This window comes from Streptomyces sp. NPDC048496 (genome assembly GCF_043200055.1).
Taxonomy (GTDB): Bacteria; Actinomycetota; Actinomycetes; order Streptomycetales; family Streptomycetaceae; genus Streptomyces.
Window position 1 is genome coordinate 29,848 of sequence record NZ_JBICXB010000009.1, and the last position, 20,136, is coordinate 49,983.

Annotated in this window: 16 protein-coding genes; 12 read left to right on the forward strand and 4 right to left on the reverse strand. The window is 69.8% G+C overall.

The window, feature by feature from the left end; all coding sequences use genetic code 11:
• Positions 1-12: 12 nt before the first annotated feature.
• A complete protein-coding gene (locus tag ACGFSA_RS12285; RefSeq protein ID WP_393303243.1) occupies positions 13-582 on the reverse strand; it encodes a methylated-DNA--[protein]-cysteine S-methyltransferase in 570 nt (189 codons plus the stop codon).
• A gap of 57 nt (positions 583-639) precedes the next feature.
• On the reverse strand, positions 640-1,584 hold the full coding sequence (locus tag ACGFSA_RS12290) for a glycerophosphodiester phosphodiesterase (RefSeq protein WP_393303245.1): 945 nt from the start codon (positions 1,582-1,584) through the stop codon (positions 640-642).
• A gap of 214 nt (positions 1,585-1,798) precedes the next feature.
• Between ACGFSA_RS12290 and ACGFSA_RS12295 the strand changes: the two genes are divergently transcribed.
• From ACGFSA_RS12295 to ACGFSA_RS12315, 5 genes are all read left to right on the forward strand, one after another.
• A complete protein-coding gene (locus ACGFSA_RS12295; RefSeq protein ID WP_393303247.1) occupies positions 1,799-2,686 on the forward strand; it encodes an MHYT domain-containing protein in 888 nt (295 codons plus the stop codon).
• Between the two features lie 165 nt (positions 2,687-2,851).
• A complete protein-coding gene (gene uvrB, locus ACGFSA_RS12300; RefSeq protein WP_393303249.1) occupies positions 2,852-4,981 on the forward strand; it encodes an excinuclease ABC subunit UvrB in 2,130 nt (709 codons plus the stop codon).
• A 127-nt stretch (positions 4,982-5,108) separates the two neighbouring features.
• Complete coding sequence (locus ACGFSA_RS12305; protein WP_030919738.1) at positions 5,109-5,687, forward strand: TerD family protein; 579 nt, start codon at positions 5,109-5,111, stop codon at positions 5,685-5,687.
• A 157-nt stretch (positions 5,688-5,844) separates the two neighbouring features.
• The gene (locus ACGFSA_RS12310; RefSeq protein ID WP_393303251.1) at positions 5,845-7,914 is read left to right on the forward strand and encodes a TerD family protein; all 2,070 of its coding nucleotides are present in this window, start codon (positions 5,845-5,847) and stop codon (positions 7,912-7,914) included.
• Positions 7,915-8,159: 245 nt separating this feature from the next.
• Positions 8,160-9,152 (forward strand): TerC family protein, encoded by a 993-nt coding sequence (locus tag ACGFSA_RS12315; protein WP_393303253.1) that lies wholly within the window; start codon positions 8,160-8,162, stop codon positions 9,150-9,152.
• Positions 9,153-9,199: 47 nt separating this feature from the next.
• Here the strand turns inward: ACGFSA_RS12315 and ACGFSA_RS12320 are convergent, their stop codons facing one another.
• Positions 9,200-9,856 (reverse strand): MBL fold metallo-hydrolase, encoded by a 657-nt coding sequence (locus ACGFSA_RS12320; protein ID WP_393303255.1) that lies wholly within the window; start codon positions 9,854-9,856, stop codon positions 9,200-9,202.
• Positions 9,857-9,866: 10 nt separating this feature from the next.
• Positions 9,867-10,556 (reverse strand): maleylpyruvate isomerase family mycothiol-dependent enzyme, encoded by a 690-nt coding sequence (locus tag ACGFSA_RS12325; RefSeq protein ID WP_393303257.1) that lies wholly within the window; start codon positions 10,554-10,556, stop codon positions 9,867-9,869.
• Between the two features lie 177 nt (positions 10,557-10,733).
• Between ACGFSA_RS12325 and uvrA the strand changes: the two genes are divergently transcribed.
• The 7 genes from uvrA (at position 10,734) to whiA (ending at position 19,983) form a co-directional block, all read left to right on the forward strand.
• The gene (uvrA, locus tag ACGFSA_RS12330; RefSeq protein WP_393303259.1) at positions 10,734-13,769 is read left to right on the forward strand and encodes an excinuclease ABC subunit UvrA; all 3,036 of its coding nucleotides are present in this window, start codon (positions 10,734-10,736) and stop codon (positions 13,767-13,769) included.
• A 380-nt stretch (positions 13,770-14,149) separates the two neighbouring features.
• Positions 14,150-14,578, forward strand: coding sequence for a Rieske (2Fe-2S) protein (locus ACGFSA_RS12335; RefSeq protein WP_393303261.1), 429 nt, complete (start codon positions 14,150-14,152; stop codon positions 14,576-14,578).
• 88 nt (positions 14,579-14,666) lie between these two features.
• Complete coding sequence (locus ACGFSA_RS12340) at positions 14,667-14,915, forward strand: hypothetical protein (protein WP_393303263.1); 249 nt, start codon at positions 14,667-14,669, stop codon at positions 14,913-14,915.
• A 10-nt stretch (positions 14,916-14,925) separates the two neighbouring features.
• On the forward strand, positions 14,926-16,959 hold the full coding sequence (gene uvrC / locus ACGFSA_RS12345) for an excinuclease ABC subunit UvrC (protein WP_393303265.1): 2,034 nt from the start codon (positions 14,926-14,928) through the stop codon (positions 16,957-16,959).
• Positions 16,956-17,969: an RNase adapter RapZ gene (gene rapZ, locus ACGFSA_RS12350; RefSeq protein WP_393303267.1), complete on the forward strand. Its 1,014-nt coding sequence runs from the start codon at positions 16,956-16,958 to the stop codon at positions 17,967-17,969. The genes uvrC and rapZ overlap by 4 nt, the downstream gene beginning before the upstream one ends.
• Complete coding sequence (yvcK, locus tag ACGFSA_RS12355) at positions 17,966-19,003, forward strand: uridine diphosphate-N-acetylglucosamine-binding protein YvcK (RefSeq protein WP_393303269.1); 1,038 nt, start codon at positions 17,966-17,968, stop codon at positions 19,001-19,003. Before rapZ ends, yvcK begins: the two co-directional genes overlap by 4 nt.
• Positions 18,994-19,983, forward strand: coding sequence for a DNA-binding protein WhiA (gene whiA / locus ACGFSA_RS12360; protein ID WP_030919772.1), 990 nt, complete (start codon positions 18,994-18,996; stop codon positions 19,981-19,983). The genes yvcK and whiA overlap by 10 nt, the downstream gene beginning before the upstream one ends.
• Positions 19,984-20,136: the final 153 nt, after the last annotated feature.

The window sequence follows — 20,136 nt, forward strand, 5'->3', positions numbered from 1 at the left end:
GGGCACGCGGGCTCAGAACAGCGGTTGCGGAAGAACCCCTTCCAGCGCCAGCAGCTGCCGCTTGGTCTCCAGGCCGCCGCCGAACCCGCCGAGTCCGCCGTCGCTCTCCACCACCCGGTGGCAGGGCACCACCACGGGCAGTGGGTTGGACCCCATGGCCGCTCCGACCGCCTGCGCCGCGCCCGGCTGCCCAGCCCGCTCGGCGAGGTCCCCGTACCCGACGACCGTTCCGTACGGCACACCCGTCGCCAGCTCGCGGAGCACCTGGCGGTTGAAGCCTGTGGTCAGCGACCAGTCCAGGTCGAGCGAGAACTCCCGCAACGAGCCGGCGAAGTACTCCGCGAGCTGGCGTATCGGCTCGGCCAGGCGCCCCGAACCGGGCGCCTCCACCGGCTCCGTCCCGAGACGGGTGCGCAACTGCCCGACCGCCCTGTCCCGCACGGCGGGCCCGGCGTGGAAGACCACGCTCACCAGCCCCGCGTCGGTCGCGGCAAGCAGCAGCGGCCCGATGTCGCTCCCGACGACGGCCCACTCGACCCTGCCGCCGACATCGCCTCCGCCGGCACCCCCGTTGCTGTTCATGGAATCCACCGTACGGCCGGCCACTGACAACGGGGGGCGGAATGCTCCCTCCGGTCGTCAGCCGGTCGCCTCGCGCACCACATCAGGGGTGCTGGTGATGATCCCGTCCACGCCGAGGAGGTCCACCTTCGCGGCGGTCGCCGCATCGTTGACCGTCCAGGTGTTGACCCTGAGCTTCTTGCCGTGCGCGCCCTTCAGCGCGTGCACAGCGGCTACGTAGTCGGCGCCGATCGACCTGTACGACGGGTTGATCTGGTCGGTGAACGCCGCGTACGACGGCAGATCGGCGATCGCAGGGGTGCCGAGGAGGCCGGTGGTGACGTCCGGACGCTGCTGATGGACCTTCTTCAGACTGCCCGCGGAGAAGCTCTGGATCACGAGTCGGCTCCTGACGTGATCGCGGTCGAGCCACCCCGCCCGGCGCAGCACCCGCAGGGTGTCCTTCTCGATGCCCGGATAGAGCTCGGGGCTCTTGATCTCCAGCAGCAGCTTCTGCCGGTTGCGCCCGATCCGGTCCAGGTACTGCGTGAGCGTGGGGATCCGGGTCCCGGTGTACCGCGCACCGAACCAGCTGCCCGCGTCCAGCCGGGCGATCTCCGCGGCCGTGAAGTCCTTGACCGCCCACGGCGCACGGTCCGGGAAGACGTTCGCGACGTCGGTGGTCCGCTTCAGACCGGTGTCATGGATGACGACCGGCACACCGTCCCTGGTGAGCTGGACATCGTTCTCCACCCAGTCGAAGCCGAGGCGGTCGGCCCTGTCGACGGCGGCCAGGGTGTTCTCCGGCGCGTACGCCGAGGCGCCCCGGTGGGCGAAGACGACCGGGGCCGCGGCGGGCGCCCCGGTGGCCCGCGCGCCGACCGTCCGGCTGCCGGTCACTGTCTCCGTTACCGTGGCCGAGCCGGTGTCCGTGGCCGATGAACGGAGGGTGGGAAGCAGCAGCGCGCCGACGCCCAGCAGGGCGGCGGCAGTGAGGGAGACGGCTGCGGTGCGTGCGTGCACGTGTACTCCTCGCGGCAGAGCGGCGAACGGGCCGAGCGTGACAGCCGCCACCCGACGAGGGGCGGGTGAAGGGTGGCCATCATGTGAACGCGGCAGGCCTGACGGAGTCACAAGCCGGTTTCCCGGTCGATAAAGTGCAGCTCTTCTGTTTGTTTGCCGGGACTTGCGCCTTAGGGTCACCCCGAACCCGGGCCTCCTCGAAGGGCGTACGAGCATGCAGGGCACAATCGACGGTTTCAGCTATGGAGTGGTGACGCCCGTTGCGGCGTTCCTCATGGCGTTCCTCGGCGCGACCCTCGGACTGCGCTGCACGACGCGGTCGCTGCGCACCGAGCGTTCCTTCAAGGCCGGCTGGCTCGCCCTCGGGGCCACCTCCATCGGCTCCGGCATATGGACGATGCACTTTATCGCGATGATGGGCTTCAGCGTCGACGGCATCCCGATCGGCTACGACACCCCGATCACGTTCGCCAGCCTGGCCATCGCGATCGTCATGGTCGGTATCGGCATCTTCATCGTCGGCTACCGCGGCGCCACCTCCATGGCCCTGGTCACCGGCGGCACCATCACCGGACTCGGCGTGGCCACCATGCACTATCTCGGTATGGCCGGCATGCGCCTCCAGGGAACGCTCGACTACGACACGCTCACCGTTTCGCTCTCCGTCGTCATCGCCGTGGTCGCCTCCACGACCGCACTGTGGTCGGCCGTCTCCATCCACGGCTTCCTGCCCAGCCTCGGCGCCGGCGTGGTGATGGGCGTGGCCGTGAGTGGGATGCACTACACGGGCATGGCCGCGCTCAGCGTCCATCTGCACCCCGCGGCCGTCGCGGATTCCGTGACCGACAGCGGGCCGGTCTCGGCCCTGATCCCGCTGATGATCGGTCCGGCCTGCTTCCTCCTGCTCGCCGCGGTGGTCGTCATGTTCGATCCCCTGGTGGTGATGGGTTCCCCGGACTGGGACGACCCCCGGAACGGAGTCGGCGCCGGTCGGCCTCCCGGCATCCCCGTCCAGCGCCAGGTCCCGCGCTTCGGTACCCACGCCGACCCGGCGTCGTTCCACTCGCAGCACCGGGCCTCCTCACCGCCCCGGGACCGGTGACCGGGCCCGGTTGTTCCACCTGGCCGGAGCCATGAAGAACGGGTCCCGGCAGCCGGACAGAACAACCGGAGGACAGCCCAGCAGGGCGTCAGTCAGTGGTGGAGCCACGACCACCGGAACCCGGCTACGAGTATCAATGTCAGTGGGGGGTCGTACCGTGGTTCCATGCGGCCCGTTTCGAAGATCGAACGTTCGGTGGCGCCTTTCGAGGTCGTCAGTCCCTACCAGCCCAGCGGCGACCAGCCCGCTGCCATCGCCGAGCTGGAGCGGCGTATCCGGGCAGGTGAGAAGGATGTCGTGCTGCTCGGCGCGACCGGCACCGGTAAGTCGGCGACCACCGCCTGGATGATCGAGAAGCTGCAGCGCCCCACCCTGGTGATGGCGCCGAACAAGACGCTCGCCGCCCAGCTGGCGAACGAGTTCCGCGAGCTGCTCCCCAACAACGCCGTCGAGTACTTCGTCTCGTACTACGACTACTACCAGCCCGAGGCGTACATCCCGCAGTCGGACACCTACATCGAGAAGGACTCGTCGATCAACGACGAGGTCGAGCGGCTGCGCCACTCCGCGACGAACTCGCTGCTCACCCGCCGCGACGTCGTCGTGGTCGCCTCGGTCTCCTGCATCTACGGCCTCGGTACGCCGCAGGAGTACGTGGACCGCATGGTTCCGCTCACGGTGGGGGAGGAGATCGACCGCGACCAGCTGCTGCGCCGCTTCGTCGAGATCCAGTACACGCGCAACGACGTCGCGTTCACCCGTGGCACCTTCCGGGTGCGCGGCGACACCATCGAGATCTTCCCGGTCTACGAGGAGCTCGCCGTCCGCATCGAGATGTTCGGCGACGAGATCGAGGCGCTCTCCACCCTCCATCCGCTCACCGGCGAGGTGATCAGCGAGGACCGCGAGCTCTACGTCTTCCCCGCCAGCCACTACGTGGCGGGCCCGGAGCGCATGGAGAAGGCGGTCAACGGCATCGAGCAGGAGCTGCAGGAGCGCCTCGACGAGCTGGAGAAGCAGGGCAAGCTGCTGGAGGCCCAGCGGCTGCGGATGCGCACCACGTACGACATCGAGATGATGCGCCAGATCGGCACCTGCTCCGGCATCGAGAACTACTCGATGCACATGGACGGGCGCGAGCCCGGCACCGCCCCCAACACCCTCCTCGACTACTTCCCCGAGGACTTCCTGCTCGTCATCGACGAGTCGCATGTCACCGTGCCGCAGATCGGCGCGATGTACGAGGGCGACGCCTCCCGCAAGCGCAGCCTCGTCGACCACGGCTTCCGGCTGCCGTCCGCCCTCGACAACCGCCCCCTGAGGTGGGAGGAGTTCACGGAGCGGATCGGTCAGACCGTCTATCTCTCCGCCACCCCGGGCAAGTACGAGCTGTCCCGCGGCGACGGGTTCGTGGAGCAGATCATCCGCCCCACCGGGCTCGTCGACCCGGAGGTCGTCGTCAAGCCCACCGAGGGCCAGATCGACGACCTGGTGCACGAGATCCGCAAGCGCACCGAGAAGGACGAGCGGGTCCTGGTCACCACCCTCACCAAGAAGATGTCCGAGGACCTCACGGACTACTTCCTGGAGCTGGGCATCCAGGTCCGTTATCTCCACAGCGACGTCGACACGCTCCGCCGCGTCGAGCTGCTCCGCGAACTGCGGGCCGGGGAGTACGACGTCCTGGTCGGCATCAACCTCCTCCGCGAGGGTCTCGACCTGCCCGAGGTGTCCCTGGTGGCCATCCTCGACGCCGACAAGGAGGGCTTCCTGCGCTCCGGAACATCCCTCATCCAGACGATCGGCCGCGCGGCCCGCAATGTGTCCGGCCAGGTCCATATGTACGCGGACAAGATCACCCCGGCGATGGAGAAGGCCATCGACGAGACCAACCGGCGCCGGGAGAAGCAGATCGCGTACAACACCGAGCGCGGGATCGATCCGCAGCCGCTGCGCAAGAAGATCAACGACATCGTCGCGACGATCGCCCGCGAGGAGATCGACACCGAGGAGCTGCTCGGCAGCGGCTACCGGCAGGGGAAGGCCGTCAAGGCGCCCGTTCCCGCGCTCAGCGGCAAGGCGGGCAAGGCGGGAAAGGCGGCCGGAGCCAAGAAGGCCGGCGCGGTGGTCACGGACCGGCCCGCCACCGAGCTCGCCGGGATCATCGAGGAGATGACCGACCGGATGCGGGCAGCAGCCGCGGACCTGCAGTTCGAGGTGGCCGCCCGACTGCGCGACGAGGTGGGCGAGTTGAAGAAGGAGCTGCGCCAGATGCGGGAGGCGGGCCTCGCCTGACCCATCGCGGCCGGTGTGTTGCAAGACCGACACAAAAACGCCCGAAGCTGCTGCGCCTTCGGCGTGACTGCGTAGGGTGCTGGACAGCCGCACGGACGGGTGCGGGGCAGCGGAGAGGGGACAGCGCGTGACGGTCAACATGACCAAGGGTCAGGCCATCAGCCTGCAGAAGAGCGACGGGGGGACCCTGACCGCGGTACGGATGGGGCTCGGCTGGCAGGCGGCGCCGCGCCGCGGTCTGTTCGGGTCGCGCACACGGGAGATCGACCTGGACGCCTCGGCGGTGCTGTTCGCTGACAAGCAGCCGGTCGACGTGGTCTTCTTCCGTCACCTCGTCAGCGACGACGGCTCGGTGAAGCACACCGGCGACAACCTGGTGGGCGGCGCCGGTTCCGGTGGCGACGACGAGGCGATCCTCGTCGACCTGCAGCGGGTGCCGGTCCACATCGACCAGATCGTCTTCACGGTGAACTCCTTCACCGGCCAGACGTTCCAGGAGGTGCAGAACGCCTTCTGCCGCATCGTCGACGAGACCAACGGCCAGGAGCTCGCCCGGTACACGCTGGACGGCGGCGGCCAGTACACCGCCCAGATCATGGCCAAGGTGCACCGCGTGGGCGCCGGGTGGCAGATGACCGCCCTCGGCAACCCGGCCAACGGCCGCACCTTCCAGGACCTGATGCCGGCGATCCTGCCGCACCTGTAGGCACAGCCGGACCGCTCGGGTCCGTATCGGTAGGGGCAGCTCCCGGAGGCAACGGCCGCCGGGAGCTGCCCCGCATGGCACCGCACCACGGCATCACGCCGACAGACAGCGCACCGCGCCGCACCGCGCAGCATCAACTCGTCGAGGGGACAGGGCAATGACGGCCGAGCTGGTCCGGGGGCAGAACCACACCTTGCCCCAGACCCGTCTGGAGATCCGGGTATCGGCCGGTACGCCCGTCGTGGCCGGTGCCACGCTCGGCGACGAGCAGGGCACGGTGCACGGCGTCGAGTGGATCGCCCACCCGGGCTCGCCCCAGCTGCCCGGACTCGAAGTGTCCAAGCAGGCCGCCGCCGAGCACCGGCTCGCCGTCGACCTCGACGCCCTGCCCGCCTCGGTGCACCGCGTCACCGTGCTGCTGGCGCTGCCCATGGGCGTCGGCGGCCCGGTCAGGTTCGGTGCGGCCGCCGCACCCTTCGTCGCTGTCACGGGCCTCGAAGGCACCGAGATCGCCACCTTCACCCTCACCGGTCTCGACAGCGAGTCCGCGGTCGCCGCTCTGGAGCTCTACCGCCGCCAGGGCGCCTGGAAGGTCCGCGCGGTCGGCCAGGGCTATGCGGACGGTCTCGCCGCGATGCTCGCCGACCAGGGGGTGCCTGGTGCGCAGGAGCTGGCCCGGTCGGTCCATGAGGCGGTCGCCCGGGGCATGGACCGCTCGGTGGCGCCGCCCCCGCCCCGCACCCCGGAAGGCGACCGGGTCCGCCGCGCCGGCGCGGCCTCCGGCCAGCAGGCGCCCGCGCCACCTTCCGCCGCACCGATCGGCGACCCGGCCCCGGCAGCCACCCCGCTGCCCGGCCCCGCACAGCCCCGGCCGGCAGGCGGCGCGGTCCCCACCGCGGGGCCCGCCCAGGGTCCCGCCACGAGTGGCCCCATCAACTACGCACACCCGCGCCGCCGGTCCGCGGCGCCCCCGCCGCCCCCGCCCACCGCACCGCCCGCCGAACCGGGCCGGCCCGCCCGGCCCGTCGCCGGGGACGCGACCGGCTGGTCCATGGAGGAGCGTCTCTACAACCAGGTCTGGGGCATGTTCGAGGACCTGGCCCGCACCACCGCCGCGTACCGCAGCGCCGTCGACTTCGCCGAGTCCCGCATGGACCAGGAGCTCGACCGGGCCCTGTCCGACCCGCGCAACCGGATCGGTGGAGCGGGCGACCGGGCCCGCGAGGAGGCCCGCACCAAGCGCGACCAGCTCACCGACCGGGCCCGCGAGGCGCTCGACCGCGATCTCGCCCAGCTCGCCGCCGAGTCCGCCGTCGTCGAACCCGCGCTCCCCGCCGCGTACGCGGGCTGGGACAACCCCGTCTGGCACGCCTACCGCGTCCCCATGGAGATCCCCATGGCCCTGCGGATCGGCGACCTCCATCTGCCCGAGAGCGCCGACCTGCGCATCCCGCTGCTCGTACGGCTGCCGCTGGAGCGCGGAATCTGGGTCGACAGCGGGCGTACGGCCTCCGAGGCGGCGGCCCTGACCGGTCCGGACCAGCTCCGCCGCCTCGCCATGGAGAACGCCGTCGCGCACGCGGCCCGGCTGCTCGCCGTCTACCCGGCGGACGAGTTCTCCGTCCATGTCATCGACCCCGCGGGCTCGGCCACAGCGGCGCTCGCGCCCCTGGTCGACTCCGGAGTGCTCGCCGCGCCCCCCGCCGCCGGCGCCTCGTGGAAACCACCCACGGACGTCAACCACCCACGCCCCCCGGCTGCGTCCGCCCCGTACCCGGTTGCCACCGGCGCCGGGGGAGTGGCCTCGGTCCTCGCCCACCTCACCCGGCGCGTCGACCTCGTACAGATGGCGATCCGGGCCGGCGCCGCCGATGCGCTCCCGCCGGACCTGGACACCGCCGAGCAGTTGTTGATCGTCAACGACTTCCCGCACGGCTTCGACGACCGGGCCGTCACCCAGCTGCGCTACCTCGCGGACGAGGGCCCCTCGGTCGGCGTCCACCTGCTGATGGTCGCGGACCGGGAGGACGCGAGCGCGTACGGGCCGGTGCTCGACCCGCTGTGGCGCTCCCTGCTGCGGATCACCCCGGTCGCCGACGACCACCTGGCCGATCCCTGGGTCGGTCATGCCTGGACATACGAGCCGCTGAGGACTCCACCCGGCAGCCGGGTGCTGCAGAACGTGCTCGCCCAGGTGGCCGCCGCCCGCCGTAGCGGGCGGCCTTGACTCATCGAACCACTTCTGACCTGCATTTTTGAAAGATCTTTTCCCTGACCTTTACCTTTTCTTGGTGTTCCCTGTACTGTTCCTTGAACGGAGGGGAGTACTCCCATACGTGACGTGCCCGTCAGTACGGACCGTGACCGGTCCCGGGGCGTCGGCCCGTGGTGCGCACCCCGTGCACCCGGGTGGAAGAGACCTCCGGCAGCGACGACGCTGATCAGTAGCCGTAGCGAACTGCCGGAGGCGCAGTGGACGTTTCATGGACCCTCTGGGTGCTGACCATTCTTGGTCTGTCAGCCCTTGTCGCCGTCGACTTCTTCATCGGGCGCAAGTCTCATGACGTGACGACGAAGGAAGCCGGAATCTGGACGATCGTCTGGATCGCGCTGGCCGTGCTCTTCGGACTCGGCCTGCTCGCGTTCGGCGAGAGCCAGGCATCGGGCGAGTTCTTCGCCGGCTTCATCACCGAGAAGTCGCTCAGCGTGGACAACCTCTTCGTCTTCGTCCTGATCATGGCGAAGTTCTCGGTGCCGTCCCATCTCCAGCAGCGCGTGCTGCTGGTCGGCGTGCTGATCGCGCTGGTTCTGCGAGCGATCTTCATCGCCGCGGGCGCCGCGGTCATCGCCAACTTCTCGTGGGCCTTCTACATCTTCGGCGCGTTCCTGATCTACACCGCCTGGAAGCTCATCCAGGAGGCGCGGGCCGGTGAGGAGGAGGACGACTTCGAGGAGAACCGTCTCCTCAAGTCGATCGAACGCCGCTTCGGTGTCGCCGACAGGTACCACGGCACCAAGCTCTTCATCAGGAACAACGGCAAGCGCGTCCTGACCCCGCTGATGGTCGTCATGCTCGCCATCGGCACCACCGATGTGCTGTTCGCGCTGGACTCCATCCCCGCGATCTTCGGGCTGACCCAGGACCCGTACATCGTCTTCACCGCCAACGCCTTCGCCCTGATGGGGCTGCGGCAGTTGTACTTCCTCATCGGCGGTCTGCTGAAGAAGCTGGTCCACCTCAGCTACGGGCTCTCGGTCATCCTCGGCTTCATCGGCGTCAAGCTGGTGCTGCACGCCCTGCACGAGTCCGGGGTGCATGTCCCCGAGATCTCGATCCCGGTCTCGCTCGGCGTCATCTGCGGCGTGCTGGTGATCGCCACGATCACCAGCCTCCTCGCCAACAAGAAGCAGGCCGCGGCCGAGGCCGACCGTGAGACGGAGAAGAGTTCCCGCACCGAGGCCTGATGCGGCGGTGCGGGTGGGCGGTGCGACCGCTCACCCGCACTCTCGTGTCACCAGCCGCGGGCGCGCCACTCGGGCAGCCGCGGACGTTCGTCGCCGAGCGTCGTGTCGTGGCCGTGGCCCGGATAGACCCAGGTCTCGTCGGGCAGCACGTCGAAGAGCTTGGTCTCCACGTCGTGGAGCAGGCTCGCGAACGCCTCAGGGTCCTTGTGGGTATTGCCGACCCCGCCGGGGAAGAGGCAGTCCCCGGTGAACAGATGCGGGGCGCCGTGCGGGTCGTCGTAGACCAGCGCGATGGAGCCCGGGGTGTGACCGACCAGATGGCGCGCGGTCAGGGCGACCTGCCCCACCCGGATCGTGTCGTCGTCGTCGACCAGCACATCGGTCGGGACCGGGATGCCCTCGGCGTCGTACCGCCCCGCATAGGTGAGCGCACCGGTGGCCGCCACCACCTCGCCCAGCGCCTGCCAGTGGTCGCCGTGCCGATGGGTGGTGACGACGGACGCGATGGAGTCGTCACCGATCAGCCGCAGCAGGGTGGGGGCCTCGGCGGCCGCGTCGATCAGGAGCTGCTCGCCGGTGGCCCGGCAGCGCAGCAGATACGCGTTGTTGTTCATCGGGCCGACGGCGACCTTGGAGATCATCAGGTCCGTCAACTCGTGTACATCCGCACGTCCGCCGACCTTGACCGCTCCGCTGTACGTCATACGTCTCAGCCTATAGCGGCGGCAGTACGGGGAGGGGGCCGCCGTCGACCTTCAGCACCGAGCCGTCGCGGCGGCCGGCGAGCCAGCCGAGCAGCTCCGGCGCCGGGCCGCGGACCGCGACGGCCGGGCCCTCGGCGCCGCCACCCGTGGCCCAGATCCGGCCGTCGTCGGTGGCCAGACCCGTGGAGACGACCTCCGGGTGACGGCCGAACCGCTCCGCGAGGAAGTCGATCTCACGGGCCACGAATTCGTCCGGAAGGTCCTCGAGCTCGTAGCCGATTCCCAGGTCGACATGGTGCAGCTCGACCTCGACCCAGCGGCGGAAGGGGACCCGGGAGGCGGAGTCGGTGACGCCGTTGCGCATCGTGATGGTGCGGGACCAGTCGGCCGGCTCCTCGGCGGCGGCCAGCAAGCGGGCCGCGCTCTCGCGCAGGTCGGCCAGCTGTTCGGTGAGCGGCCGCGTTGCGTCGCGCTCGATGTCCCGCTCGCGGGTTTCGCTGTCTGCGTACATGGGACGGCCCTGGAGAACATTTACGAGCGCGTCGGCGTTACGGGAAAGGTGTGCAAGGACATGGCCCCGGCTCCAGCCGGGCAGCCGTGACGGTTCGGCGGCGGTGACGTCGTCCAGTTTCACCGTCGCGCCGAGGAACCGATCCGTCGCTTCACGTACGGCTGCCAGGTCGTGTGCGTGATCAATCATGCGGCCGAGCCTAGCCTCGGCACTCGTTCGGGTGAAGGAGTCGTCGACCGTCCGTAAATCGAATGCGCGTGCTATACGCTCGGAGTCGAAAAAGCTTCGTACACCGCTGTGGCGCCCCCCATACCCTGGGACAGGGGCTCAGTTCCCCCATTTCTCTCTAGAAAGGTGCGGACCGGCGTGACCGACCGTCTCATCGTCCGTGGCGCTCGCGAGCACAACCTCAAGAACGTCTCGCTCGACCTTCCCCGCGACTCCCTCATCGTCTTCACCGGGCTCTCCGGGTCGGGCAAGTCGTCTCTCGCGTTCGACACGATCTTCGCCGAGGGCCAGCGCCGGTACGTGGAGTCGCTCTCCTCGTACGCCCGGCAGTTTCTCGGCCAGATGGACAAGCCGGACGTCGATTTCATCGAGGGTCTGTCGCCCGCCGTCTCCATCGACCAGAAGTCGACCTCGCGCAACCCGCGCTCGACGGTCGGCACGATCACCGAGGTGTACGACTACCTCCGGCTGCTCTTCGCCCGGATCGGCAAGCCGCACTGCCCCGAGTGCTCCCGCCCCATCTCCCGCCAGTCGCCGCAGGCCATCGTCGACAAGGTGCTCGGCCTGCCCGAGGGCAGCCGCTTCCAGGTTCTGTCGCCGCTGGTGCGCGAGCGCAAGGGCGAGTTCGTCGACCTCTTCGCAGATCTGCAGACCAAGGGCTACAGCAGGGCCCGGGTCGACGGCGAGACCATCCACCTCTCCGAGCCGCCCGCGCTGAAGAAGCAGGAGAAGCACACCATCGAGGTGGTCATCGACCGTCTCACGGTGAAGGACAGCGCCAAGCGCCGGCTGACCGACTCGGTCGAGACCGCGCTCGGGCTCTCCGGCGGCATGATCGTGCTCGACTTCGTCGACCTCCCCGAGGACGACCCCGAGCGTGAGCGGATGTACTCCGAGCACCTCTACTGCCCTTACGACGACCTCTCCTTCGAAGAGCTGGAGCCGCGCTCCTTCTCCTTCAACTCCCCCTTCGGCGCCTGCCCCGACTGCACGGGCATCGGTACACGGATGGAGGTCGACCCGGAGCTGATCGTCCCCGACGAGGAGAAGTCCCTCGACGAGGGCGCGATCCACCCCTGGTCGCACGGCCACACCAAGGAGTACTTCGGGCGGCAGATCGACGCGCTCGCCACAGCCCTCGGATTCCGTACGGACATCCCGTGGGCCGGGCTGCCTCAGCGGGCCAGGAAGGCCCTGCTCTTCGGCCACAAGATCCAGACCGAGGTCCGCTACCGCAACCGGTACGGGCGTGAGCGCGCGTACACCACCCCGGCCTTCGAGGGCGCGGTGCAGTTCGTCAAGCGGCGGCACTCCGACGCCGAGAGCGACTCCAGCAGGGAGCGCTTCGAGGGCTATATGCGCGAGGTGCCCTGCCCGACCTGTGAGGGCACCAGGCTGAAGCCGATCGTCCTCGCGGTCACGGTGATGGAGAAGTCCATCGCCCAGGTCGCCGCGATGTCCATCAGCGAGTGCGCCGAATTCCTCGGCCGGATGAAGCTGAACGCCCGCGACAAGAAGATCGCCGAGCGGGTGCTCAAGGAGGTCAACGAGCGGCTGAAGTTCCTCGTCGACGTCGGCCTCGACTATCTCTCGCTGAACCGCGCGGCAGGCACTCTGTCCGGAGGCGAGGCGCAGCGCATCCGGCTCGCCACCCAGATCGGCTCCGGACTCGTCGGCGTGCTGTACGTGCTGGACGAGCCGTCCATCGGCCTGCATCAGCGCGACAACCACCGGCTGATCGAGACGCTGGTCCGGCTCCGTGACATGGGCAACACGCTCATCGTCGTCGAGCACGACGAGGACACCATCAAGGTCGCCGACTGGGTCGTCGACATCGGCCCCGGCGCCGGTGAGCACGGCGGCAAGGTGGTCCACTCCGGCTCGCTCAAGGAGCTGCTCGGCAACGACGAGTCGATCACCGGCCAGTATCTGGTCGGCAAGAAGGCCATCGCGATGCCCGACATCCGGCGCCCGGTCGACCCGACGCGCAGGCTCACGGTGCACGGAGCCCGGGAGAACAACCTCCAGGACATCGACGTCTCCTTCCCGCTCGGGGTGCTCACGGCCGTCACCGGAGTCTCGGGGTCGGGGAAGTCGACCCTGGTCAACGACATCCTCTACACCCACCTGGCGCGCGAGCTGAACGGCGCCAAGTCGGTCCCCGGGCGGCACACCCGGGTCGACGGCGACGACCTGGTCGACAAGGTGGTACACGTCGACCAGTCGCCGATCGGCCGTACGCCCCGGTCCAACCCGGCGACGTACACCGGCGTCTTCGACCACGTCCGCAAGCTGTTCGCCGAGACGATGGAGGCGAAGGTGCGCGGCTATCTGCCGGGCCGCTTCTCCTTCAATGTCAAGGGCGGCCGCTGCGAGAACTGCTCCGGCGACGGCACGATCAAGATCGAGATGAACTTCCTGCCGGACGTGTACGTCCCGTGCGAGGTCTGCCACGGGGCGCGGTACAACCGGGAGACGCTGGAGGTCCACTACAAGGGCAAGTCGATCGCCGAGGTGCTGGACATGCCGATCGAGGAGGGCCTGGAGTTCTTCGAGGCCGTCCCGACGATCGCCCGCCATCTCCGTACGCTCCACGAGGTGGGCCTCGGATACGTCAGGCTCGGCCAGTCCGCGCCGACGCTCTCCGGCGGTGAGGCGCAGCGCGTGAAGCTCGCGAGCGAACTCCAGAAGCGCTCCACCGGCCGCACGGTCTACGTCCTGGACGAGCCGACCACCGGACTGCACTTCGAGGACATCAGCAAGCTCATCAAGGTGTTGTCCGGACTGGTCGACAAGGGCAACTCGGTGATCGTCATCGAGCACAACCTCGATGTCATCAAGACCGCGGACTGGGTCATCGACATGGGTCCCGAGGGCGGCAGCGGCGGTGGCCTGGTGATCGCCGAGGGCACGCCGGAACTGGTCGCGACGGTTCCGGCGAGCCACACGGGCAAGTTCCTCCAGGGCATCCTGGACGCGGACCGGGTGAGCGAGGCGGCGGTGCCCGCGGCGCGGAAGCCGGTGCGGAGGACGGCCGCGAAGAAGACGGTGGCCGCGAAGTCGTCCCCTGCGCGGAAGACGGCGACGGCCAAGACGGATGCCGACGGGAGCGCGGCGGCCAAGTCGGCCAAGACGACGGTGGCGAAGAAGACGACCCGGGCGCGCAAGGCCTGACGCGCGGCGCGTCGAGGTGACGGCTCCCGGCCGACAGGCGGGCAGCCGTCACCTCGCGGGCGGCCACAGCCGGCGACGGTTTGCTACCGCTTGGCCGCCTGCTGCCGCTCGGCGCGGGTGGCCCGGCCCACTATCGCCGACCCGGCCCGCGCCGGCCGCTGTGGGTCGGTCATGCCTGCTCAGGCGTGGTCGCGACCAGCCCTGAACCAGGCATGACCGTCCACGACCGGCCCGGCCGCAGGGCCGCCCGTCTCCGCCGGTATCGTCGGTTCTGCCACTGATGCCGGTGGTGCCCCGGGTGCCTTTCGGTACCCCTGGTGCACCCGGCGTCTGTCCGACGCCCCCTTTTCGTCCCACCCCTCTCACCTCGTGGAGTCCGCATGTCCGGCCAGCCCGCCGCCCGCCGTACCGTGCTGAAGGGTGCCGCTCTCGCCGGTGTCGCCGGGCTGGGAGTGGCCGCCTGTTCGACCGAATCGAAGCTCGGGCACGCTCAGACGCCGACCCCCACCGCTCCTGTCGAGCTCGGCTCCCCGGACGAGGTGCCGGTCGGCGGGTCCAAGCTCTACCGCGAGCAGCGGGTCGTCGTCAGCTGCCCGGCCAAGGGTGAGTTCAAGGCGTTCAGCGCTCAGTGCACCCACGCGGGCTGCCTGCTGGACAAGGTGGAGGACAACGAGGGGAACTGCCCGTGCCACGGCAGCCGCTTCGACACGACCACCGGCAAGGCGGTGCAGGGTCCGGCGACCGTGCCGCTGCCCTCCGTCCCGGTCAGGGTCGAGGGCGGAAAGCTGATCGCCGGTCCTGACGCCTGACGCCTGACGCCCGACGCCCGGGCCGGGTCGCCCCCAAGGCGTCCTCCGGACCGTCCCCGAGGCGGGGACGTCCGGCGCCCGGCAGGTGGTGAACATCGCCACCGGCGACGACGGGACGCGGTACGCCACCGAGGGAGCCCGCAAGCTCCCCGACGGCACGGGCGACCTCGCGGTGCTGGTCCTGTGCGGCGAGGACGCGCCGCACAGCCGCCGCCACCGGCAACACCACCGCCACGGGCACCCGCTGCCCCCGTGCCCCGCGGCGCGCTCCCTCAACCCGTGCCCCGGAGCACCGCATCACCCCGGACGTCACCGCACTGTCACTGCCCGCAAGTAGGGTGGGAGCCATGGCAGACCCCTCCAGCTACCGCCCCAAGCCGGGACAGATCCCCGACTCCCCGGGGGTCTACAGATTCCGCGACGAGCACCGCCGGGTGATCTACGTCGGGAAAGCGAAGAGCCTGCGCCAGCGCCTGGCCAACTACTTCCAGGACCTGGCCAACCTCCACCCCCGTACGCGCACGATGGTCACCACGGCCGCCTCCGTCGAGTGGACCGTCGTCGCCACCGAGGTCGAGGCGCTCCAGCTGGAGTACTCCTGGATCAAGGAGTACGACCCCCGGTTCAACGTCAAGTACCGGGACGACAAGAGCTATCCGTACCTCGCGGTCACGCTCAACGAGGAGTTCCCGCGCGTGCAGGTCATGCGCGGTGCCAAGAAGAAGGGCGTGCGCTACTTCGGTCCGTACGGGCACGCCTGGGCGATCCGCGAGACCGTCGACCTGATGCTCCGGGTCTTTCCCGTACGCACGTGCTCCGCAGGTGTCTTCAGGAACGCCGCGCGGACCGGCCGCCCCTGCCTCCTCGGCTACATCGGCAAGTGCTCGGCGCCCTGCGTCGGCCGGGTCACCCCCGAGGAACACCGCGAACTTGCGGACGATTTCTGCGACTTCATGGCCGGCCGCACGGGCACGTACATCCGCCGCCTGGAGAAGGACATGATGGCGGCGGCCGAGGAGATGGAGTACGAGCGGGCGGCCCGGCTCCGCGACGACGTGGAGGCCCTCAAGCGGGCCATGGAGAAGAGCGCCGTCGTCCTCGCCGACGCCACCGACGCCGACCTGATCGCTCTCGCAGAGGACGAGCTGGAGGCCGCCGTGCAGATCTTCCACGTCCGCGGCGGCCGGGTGCGCGGACAGCGCGGCTGGGTCACCGACAAGGTCGAGGCGGTCGACACCTCGAGCCTCGTCGAGCACGCCCTGCAGCAGCTGTACGGGGAGGAGACGGGCGACTCCGTCCCCAAGGAGGTCCTCGTCCCAGCCCTTCCGGAGGACCCGGAAGCGGTCTCCCAGTGGCTCGCCGGCCGCCGGGGCTCCCAGGTCAGCCTGCGCATCCCGCAGCGCGGCGACAAGAAGGACCTGATGGTGACGGTCCAGCGCAACGCCCAGCAGGCCCTGGGGCTGCACAAGACCAAGCGCGCCTCCGATCTGACGACCCGCTCCCGCGCCCTGGAGGAGATCACCGAGGCGCTCGGCCTCGATACGGCTCCGCTGCGCATCGAGTGCTTCGACATCTCCCATCTCCAGGGCGACGACGTGGTCGCCTCCATGGTCGTCTTCGAGGACGGTCTGGCTCGCAAGAGCGAGTACCGCCGCTTCCAGATCAAGGGCTTCGAGGGCCAGGACGACGTCCGCTCGATGCACGAGGTGATCGGCCGCCGCTTCAAGCGGTACCTGCAGGAGAAGGAACGGACCGGGGAGTGGGAGGAGATCCCCGCTCCCACCGGAGCCGTCCCGGCCCCGGAAGCCTCCGATGCCGGCCCCTTCGAGAACGAGTCCCGTGAGGACGACGGCCGCCCCAAGCGGTTCGCCTACCCGCCGCAGCTCGTGGTGGTCGACGGCGGCCAGCCGCAGGTCGCCGCGGCCAAACGGGCCCTCGACGAGCTGGGGATCGACGACATCGCCGTCTGCGGCCTCGCCAAGCGTCTCGAAGAGGTCTGGCTGCCCGACGACGACGACGACCCCGTGGTCCTGCCCCGCTCCAGTGAGGGCCTCTACCTCCTGCAGCGCGTCCGCGACGAGGCCCACCGCTTCGCCATCACCTACCAGCGCGCCAAGCGGGCCAAGCGCATCCGCTCCAGCCCTCTCGATGCGGTCGCCGGACTCGGCGAGACCAGGAAGCAGGCGTTGATCAAGCATTTCGGCTCCGTGAAGAAGCTGAAGCACGCGACAATCGACGAGATCTGCGAGGTTCCGGGAATAGGCCGCAGGACGGCGGAATCAGTGGCTGCCGCCCTCGCCTCGGCCGCCCCGGCCGCGCCCGCCGTGAACACGGCGACAGGAGAGATCATTGAAGAGGACGACGGGGGCAGCGCAACATGACTGAGCACGAGCAGGAACAAGAGCACAATCAGCAGAACCAGCACGAGCAGCAGTACGAGCAAGAGCGCGCGCACGACCGCACAGACCGAGCAGACGGAGCAGGACACGTGAGTACGGGCACCACGATCGAGATGGGCGATGCCACTGCGGCCATCCCCGAGCTGGTGATCATCTCCGGTATGTCGGGCGCCGGGCGGTCCACCGCCGCCAAATGTCTGGAGGACCTCGGCTGGTTCGTCGTCGACAACCTGCCGCCCGCGCTGATCCCCACCATGGTGGAGCTGGGCGCCCGGTCGCAGGGCAATGTGGCCCGGATCGCCGTCGTCGTCGACGTGCGCGGTCGCCGCTTCTTCGACAACCTCCGGGAATCCCTCGCCGACCTCGAGGCCAAGCACGTCACTCGGCGGATCGTCTTCCTGGAGTCCTCCGACGACGCGCTGGTCCGCCGCTTCGAATCGGTCCGCCGCCCGCACCCCCTCCAGGGTGACGGCCGCATCGTCGACGGCATCGCGGCCGAGCGCGACCTGCTGCGCGAGCTGCGCGGCGACGCCGACCTGGTGATCGACACCTCCAGCCTCAACGTGCACGAGCTGCGCGCCAAGATGGACGCCCAGTTCGCCGGCGACGAGGAGCCGGAGCTGCGCGCCACGGTGATGTCGTTCGGCTTCAAGTACGGCCTGCCGGTCGACGCCGACCTGGTGGTGGACTGCCGCTTCCTGCCCAACCCGCACTGGGTCCCGGAGCTGCGCCCGTTCACCGGGCTCAACGAGGAGGTGTCGGCGTACGTCTTCGACCAACCGGGCGCCAAGGAGTTCCTCAACCAGTACACCGAGCTGCTGCAGCTCGTCGCCGCGGGCTACCGCCGCGAGGGCAAGCGCTATGTGACGATCGCCGTCGGCTGCACGGGCGGCAAGCACCGCTCCGTCGCGATGTCGGAGAAGCTCGCCGCGCGGCTCGCCACCGAAGGGATCGAGACCGTCCTCGTCCACCGGGACATGGGGCGCGAGTGACCAGTCGTAATCTGCGCCTGCGGCGGCTGCGCAGAGCCACCTCCGCGCTCTCCGCCCGCAAGCGCGGCGCCCAGCAACCCAAGGTCGTCGCCCTCGGCGGCGGCATGGGCCTGTCCGCGTCGCTCGCGGCGCTGCGCCGGATCACCGGTGATCTCACCGCCGTGGTCACGGTCGCCGACGACGGCGGCTCCAGCGGCCGGCTCCGCGAGGAGCTCGGCGTCCTGCCGCCCGGCGACCTCCGGAAGGCGCTCGCCGCGCTCTGCGGCGACGACGACTGGGGCCAGACCTGGGCCCAGGTCATCCAGCACCGCTTCCAGTCCAAGGGCGATCTGCACGAGCACGCGGTCGGCAATCTGCTGATCGTCGCCCTGTGGGAGCAGCTCGGCGATCATGTGCAGGCCCTGGACCTGGTCGGCAAGCTCCTCGGCGCGCACGGCCGGGTGCTGCCCATGTCCGCCGTGCCGCTGGAGCTCCAGGCGCTCGTACGGGGCCACGACCCGGCCCGGCCGGACGACGTGGACACGGTGCGCGGCCAGGCGACGGTGGCGCTCACCCCCGGTGAGGTGCAGTCCGTGCACCTCGTCCCGAACGACCCGCCGGCCGTCCCGGAGGCGGTCGAGGCGGTCCTGGACGCGGACTGGGTGGTGCTCGGCCCGGGATCGTGGTTCTCCTCGGTGATCCCGCATCTGCTCGTACCGGAACTGCTCGACGCGCTCGTCGTGACGAAGGCCCGCAAGGTCCTCTCGCTCAACCTCGCACCGCAACCCGGTGAAACTGATGGCTTCTCTCCGCAGCGTCATTTGGAGGTTTTGGGACGACACGCCCCTAAACTCGCCCTGGACGTGGTGCTGGCCGACGAAGCCGCCGTGCCCGATCGCGAGCCACTCGCCGAAGCCGCCAAGCGGCTCGGTGCCGCGGTCGAGCTGGCGCCGGTGGCCTCACCCGACGGCGTTCCGATCCATGATCCGGAGCTGTTGGCCGCCGCGTACGACCGTATTTTTCGGATGCATGGAAGGATCGGCCCATGGCGATGACGCCAGCGGTGAAGGACGAAATCTCTCGGCTTCCCGTGACCCGGACCTGCTGCAGGAAGGCAGAGGTTTCGGCGATTCTTCGGTTCGCGGGCGGGCTGCACCTGGTGAGTGGCCGGATTGTGATCGAGGCGGAGCTGGACACCGCTATGGCGGCACGCCGGCTGAAGCGGGACATTCTCGAGATCTTCGGGCACAGCTCGGAGCTGATCGTGATGGCCCCCGGCGGTCTGCGGCGCGGCTCCCGCTATGTCGTACGGGTGGTGGCGGGCGGCGACCAGCTGGCCCGCCAGACCGGCCTGGTGGACGGCCGCGGCCGTCCGATCCGCGGTCTGCCGCCGCAGGTGGTCTCGGGGGCCACCTGCGATGCCGAGGCCGCCTGGCGCGGGGCCTTCCTGGCCCACGGCTCGCTCACCGAGCCGGGCCGCTCCTCCTCGCTGGAGGTGACCTGCCCGGGCCCGGAGGCGGCGCTCGCGCTGGTCGGCGCGGCCCGCAGGCTCTCCATCGCGGCGAAGGCACGCGAGGTGCGCGGCGTCGACCGGGTCGTCGTCCGCGACGGCGACGCGATCGGTGCCCTGCTCACCCGGCTCGGCGCCCATGAGTCGGTGCTGGCCTGGGAGGAGCGGCGGATGCGCCGCGAGGTCCGCGCCACCGCCAACCGGCTGGCCAACTTCGACGACGCCAATCTGCGCCGCTCCGCGCGGGCCGCGGTGGCCGCGGGTGCCCGCGTGGGGCGTGCCCTGGAGATCCTGGGCGAAGAGGTGCCCGAGCACCTCGCGGCGGCCGGACGGCTGCGCATGGAGCACAAGCAGGCGTCCCTGGAGGAGCTGGGCGCGCTCGCCGACCCGCCGCTGACGAAGGACGCGGTCGCCGGTCGGATCCGCCGGCTCCTGGCCATGGCCGACAAGCGGGCCCAGGATCTCGGTATCCCGGGGACGGAATCCACCCTCAGTGAAGAGCTCGCGGACGGCCTGGTGGGCTGAATGTGACGTTCCAGGACAACTGGCCGCTGCCGGTGCCCCGACGGGGTACCGGCAGCGGTTTTTACGGACCCTGTCACGACCCTTGACTTGATCATGGGGTTGTCATGAGTCTTGCGTCGTTTCACTCATGTGGCAGCCAACAGCAAGGGGGGC

Bases quoted from the DNA above. Each gene is read 5' to 3' on its own strand.
- ACGFSA_RS12285 (WP_393303243.1), bottom strand. From the start codon at position 582: ATGAACAGCAACGGGGGTGCCGGCGGAGGCGATGTCGGCGGCAGGGTC.
- ACGFSA_RS12295 (WP_393303247.1), top strand. From the start codon at position 1,799: ATGCAGGGCACAATCGACGGTTTCAGCTATGGAGTGGTGACGCCCGTT.
- uvrB (WP_393303249.1), top strand. From the start codon at position 2,852: ATGCGGCCCGTTTCGAAGATCGAACGTTCGGTGGCGCCTTTCGAGGTC.
- ACGFSA_RS12310 (WP_393303251.1), top strand. From the start codon at position 5,845: ATGACGGCCGAGCTGGTCCGGGGGCAGAACCACACCTTGCCCCAGACC.
- ACGFSA_RS12320 (WP_393303255.1), bottom strand. From the start codon at position 9,856: ATGACGTACAGCGGAGCGGTCAAGGTCGGCGGACGTGCGGATGTACAC.
- ACGFSA_RS12325 (WP_393303257.1), bottom strand. From the start codon at position 10,556: ATGATTGATCACGCACACGACCTGGCAGCCGTACGTGAAGCGACGGAT.
- ACGFSA_RS12335 (WP_393303261.1), top strand. From the start codon at position 14,150: ATGTCCGGCCAGCCCGCCGCCCGCCGTACCGTGCTGAAGGGTGCCGCT.
- uvrC (WP_393303265.1), top strand. From the start codon at position 14,926: ATGGCAGACCCCTCCAGCTACCGCCCCAAGCCGGGACAGATCCCCGAC.
- rapZ (WP_393303267.1), top strand. From the start codon at position 16,956: ATGACTGAGCACGAGCAGGAACAAGAGCACAATCAGCAGAACCAGCAC.
- whiA (WP_030919772.1), top strand. From the start codon at position 18,994: ATGGCGATGACGCCAGCGGTGAAGGACGAAATCTCTCGGCTTCCCGTG.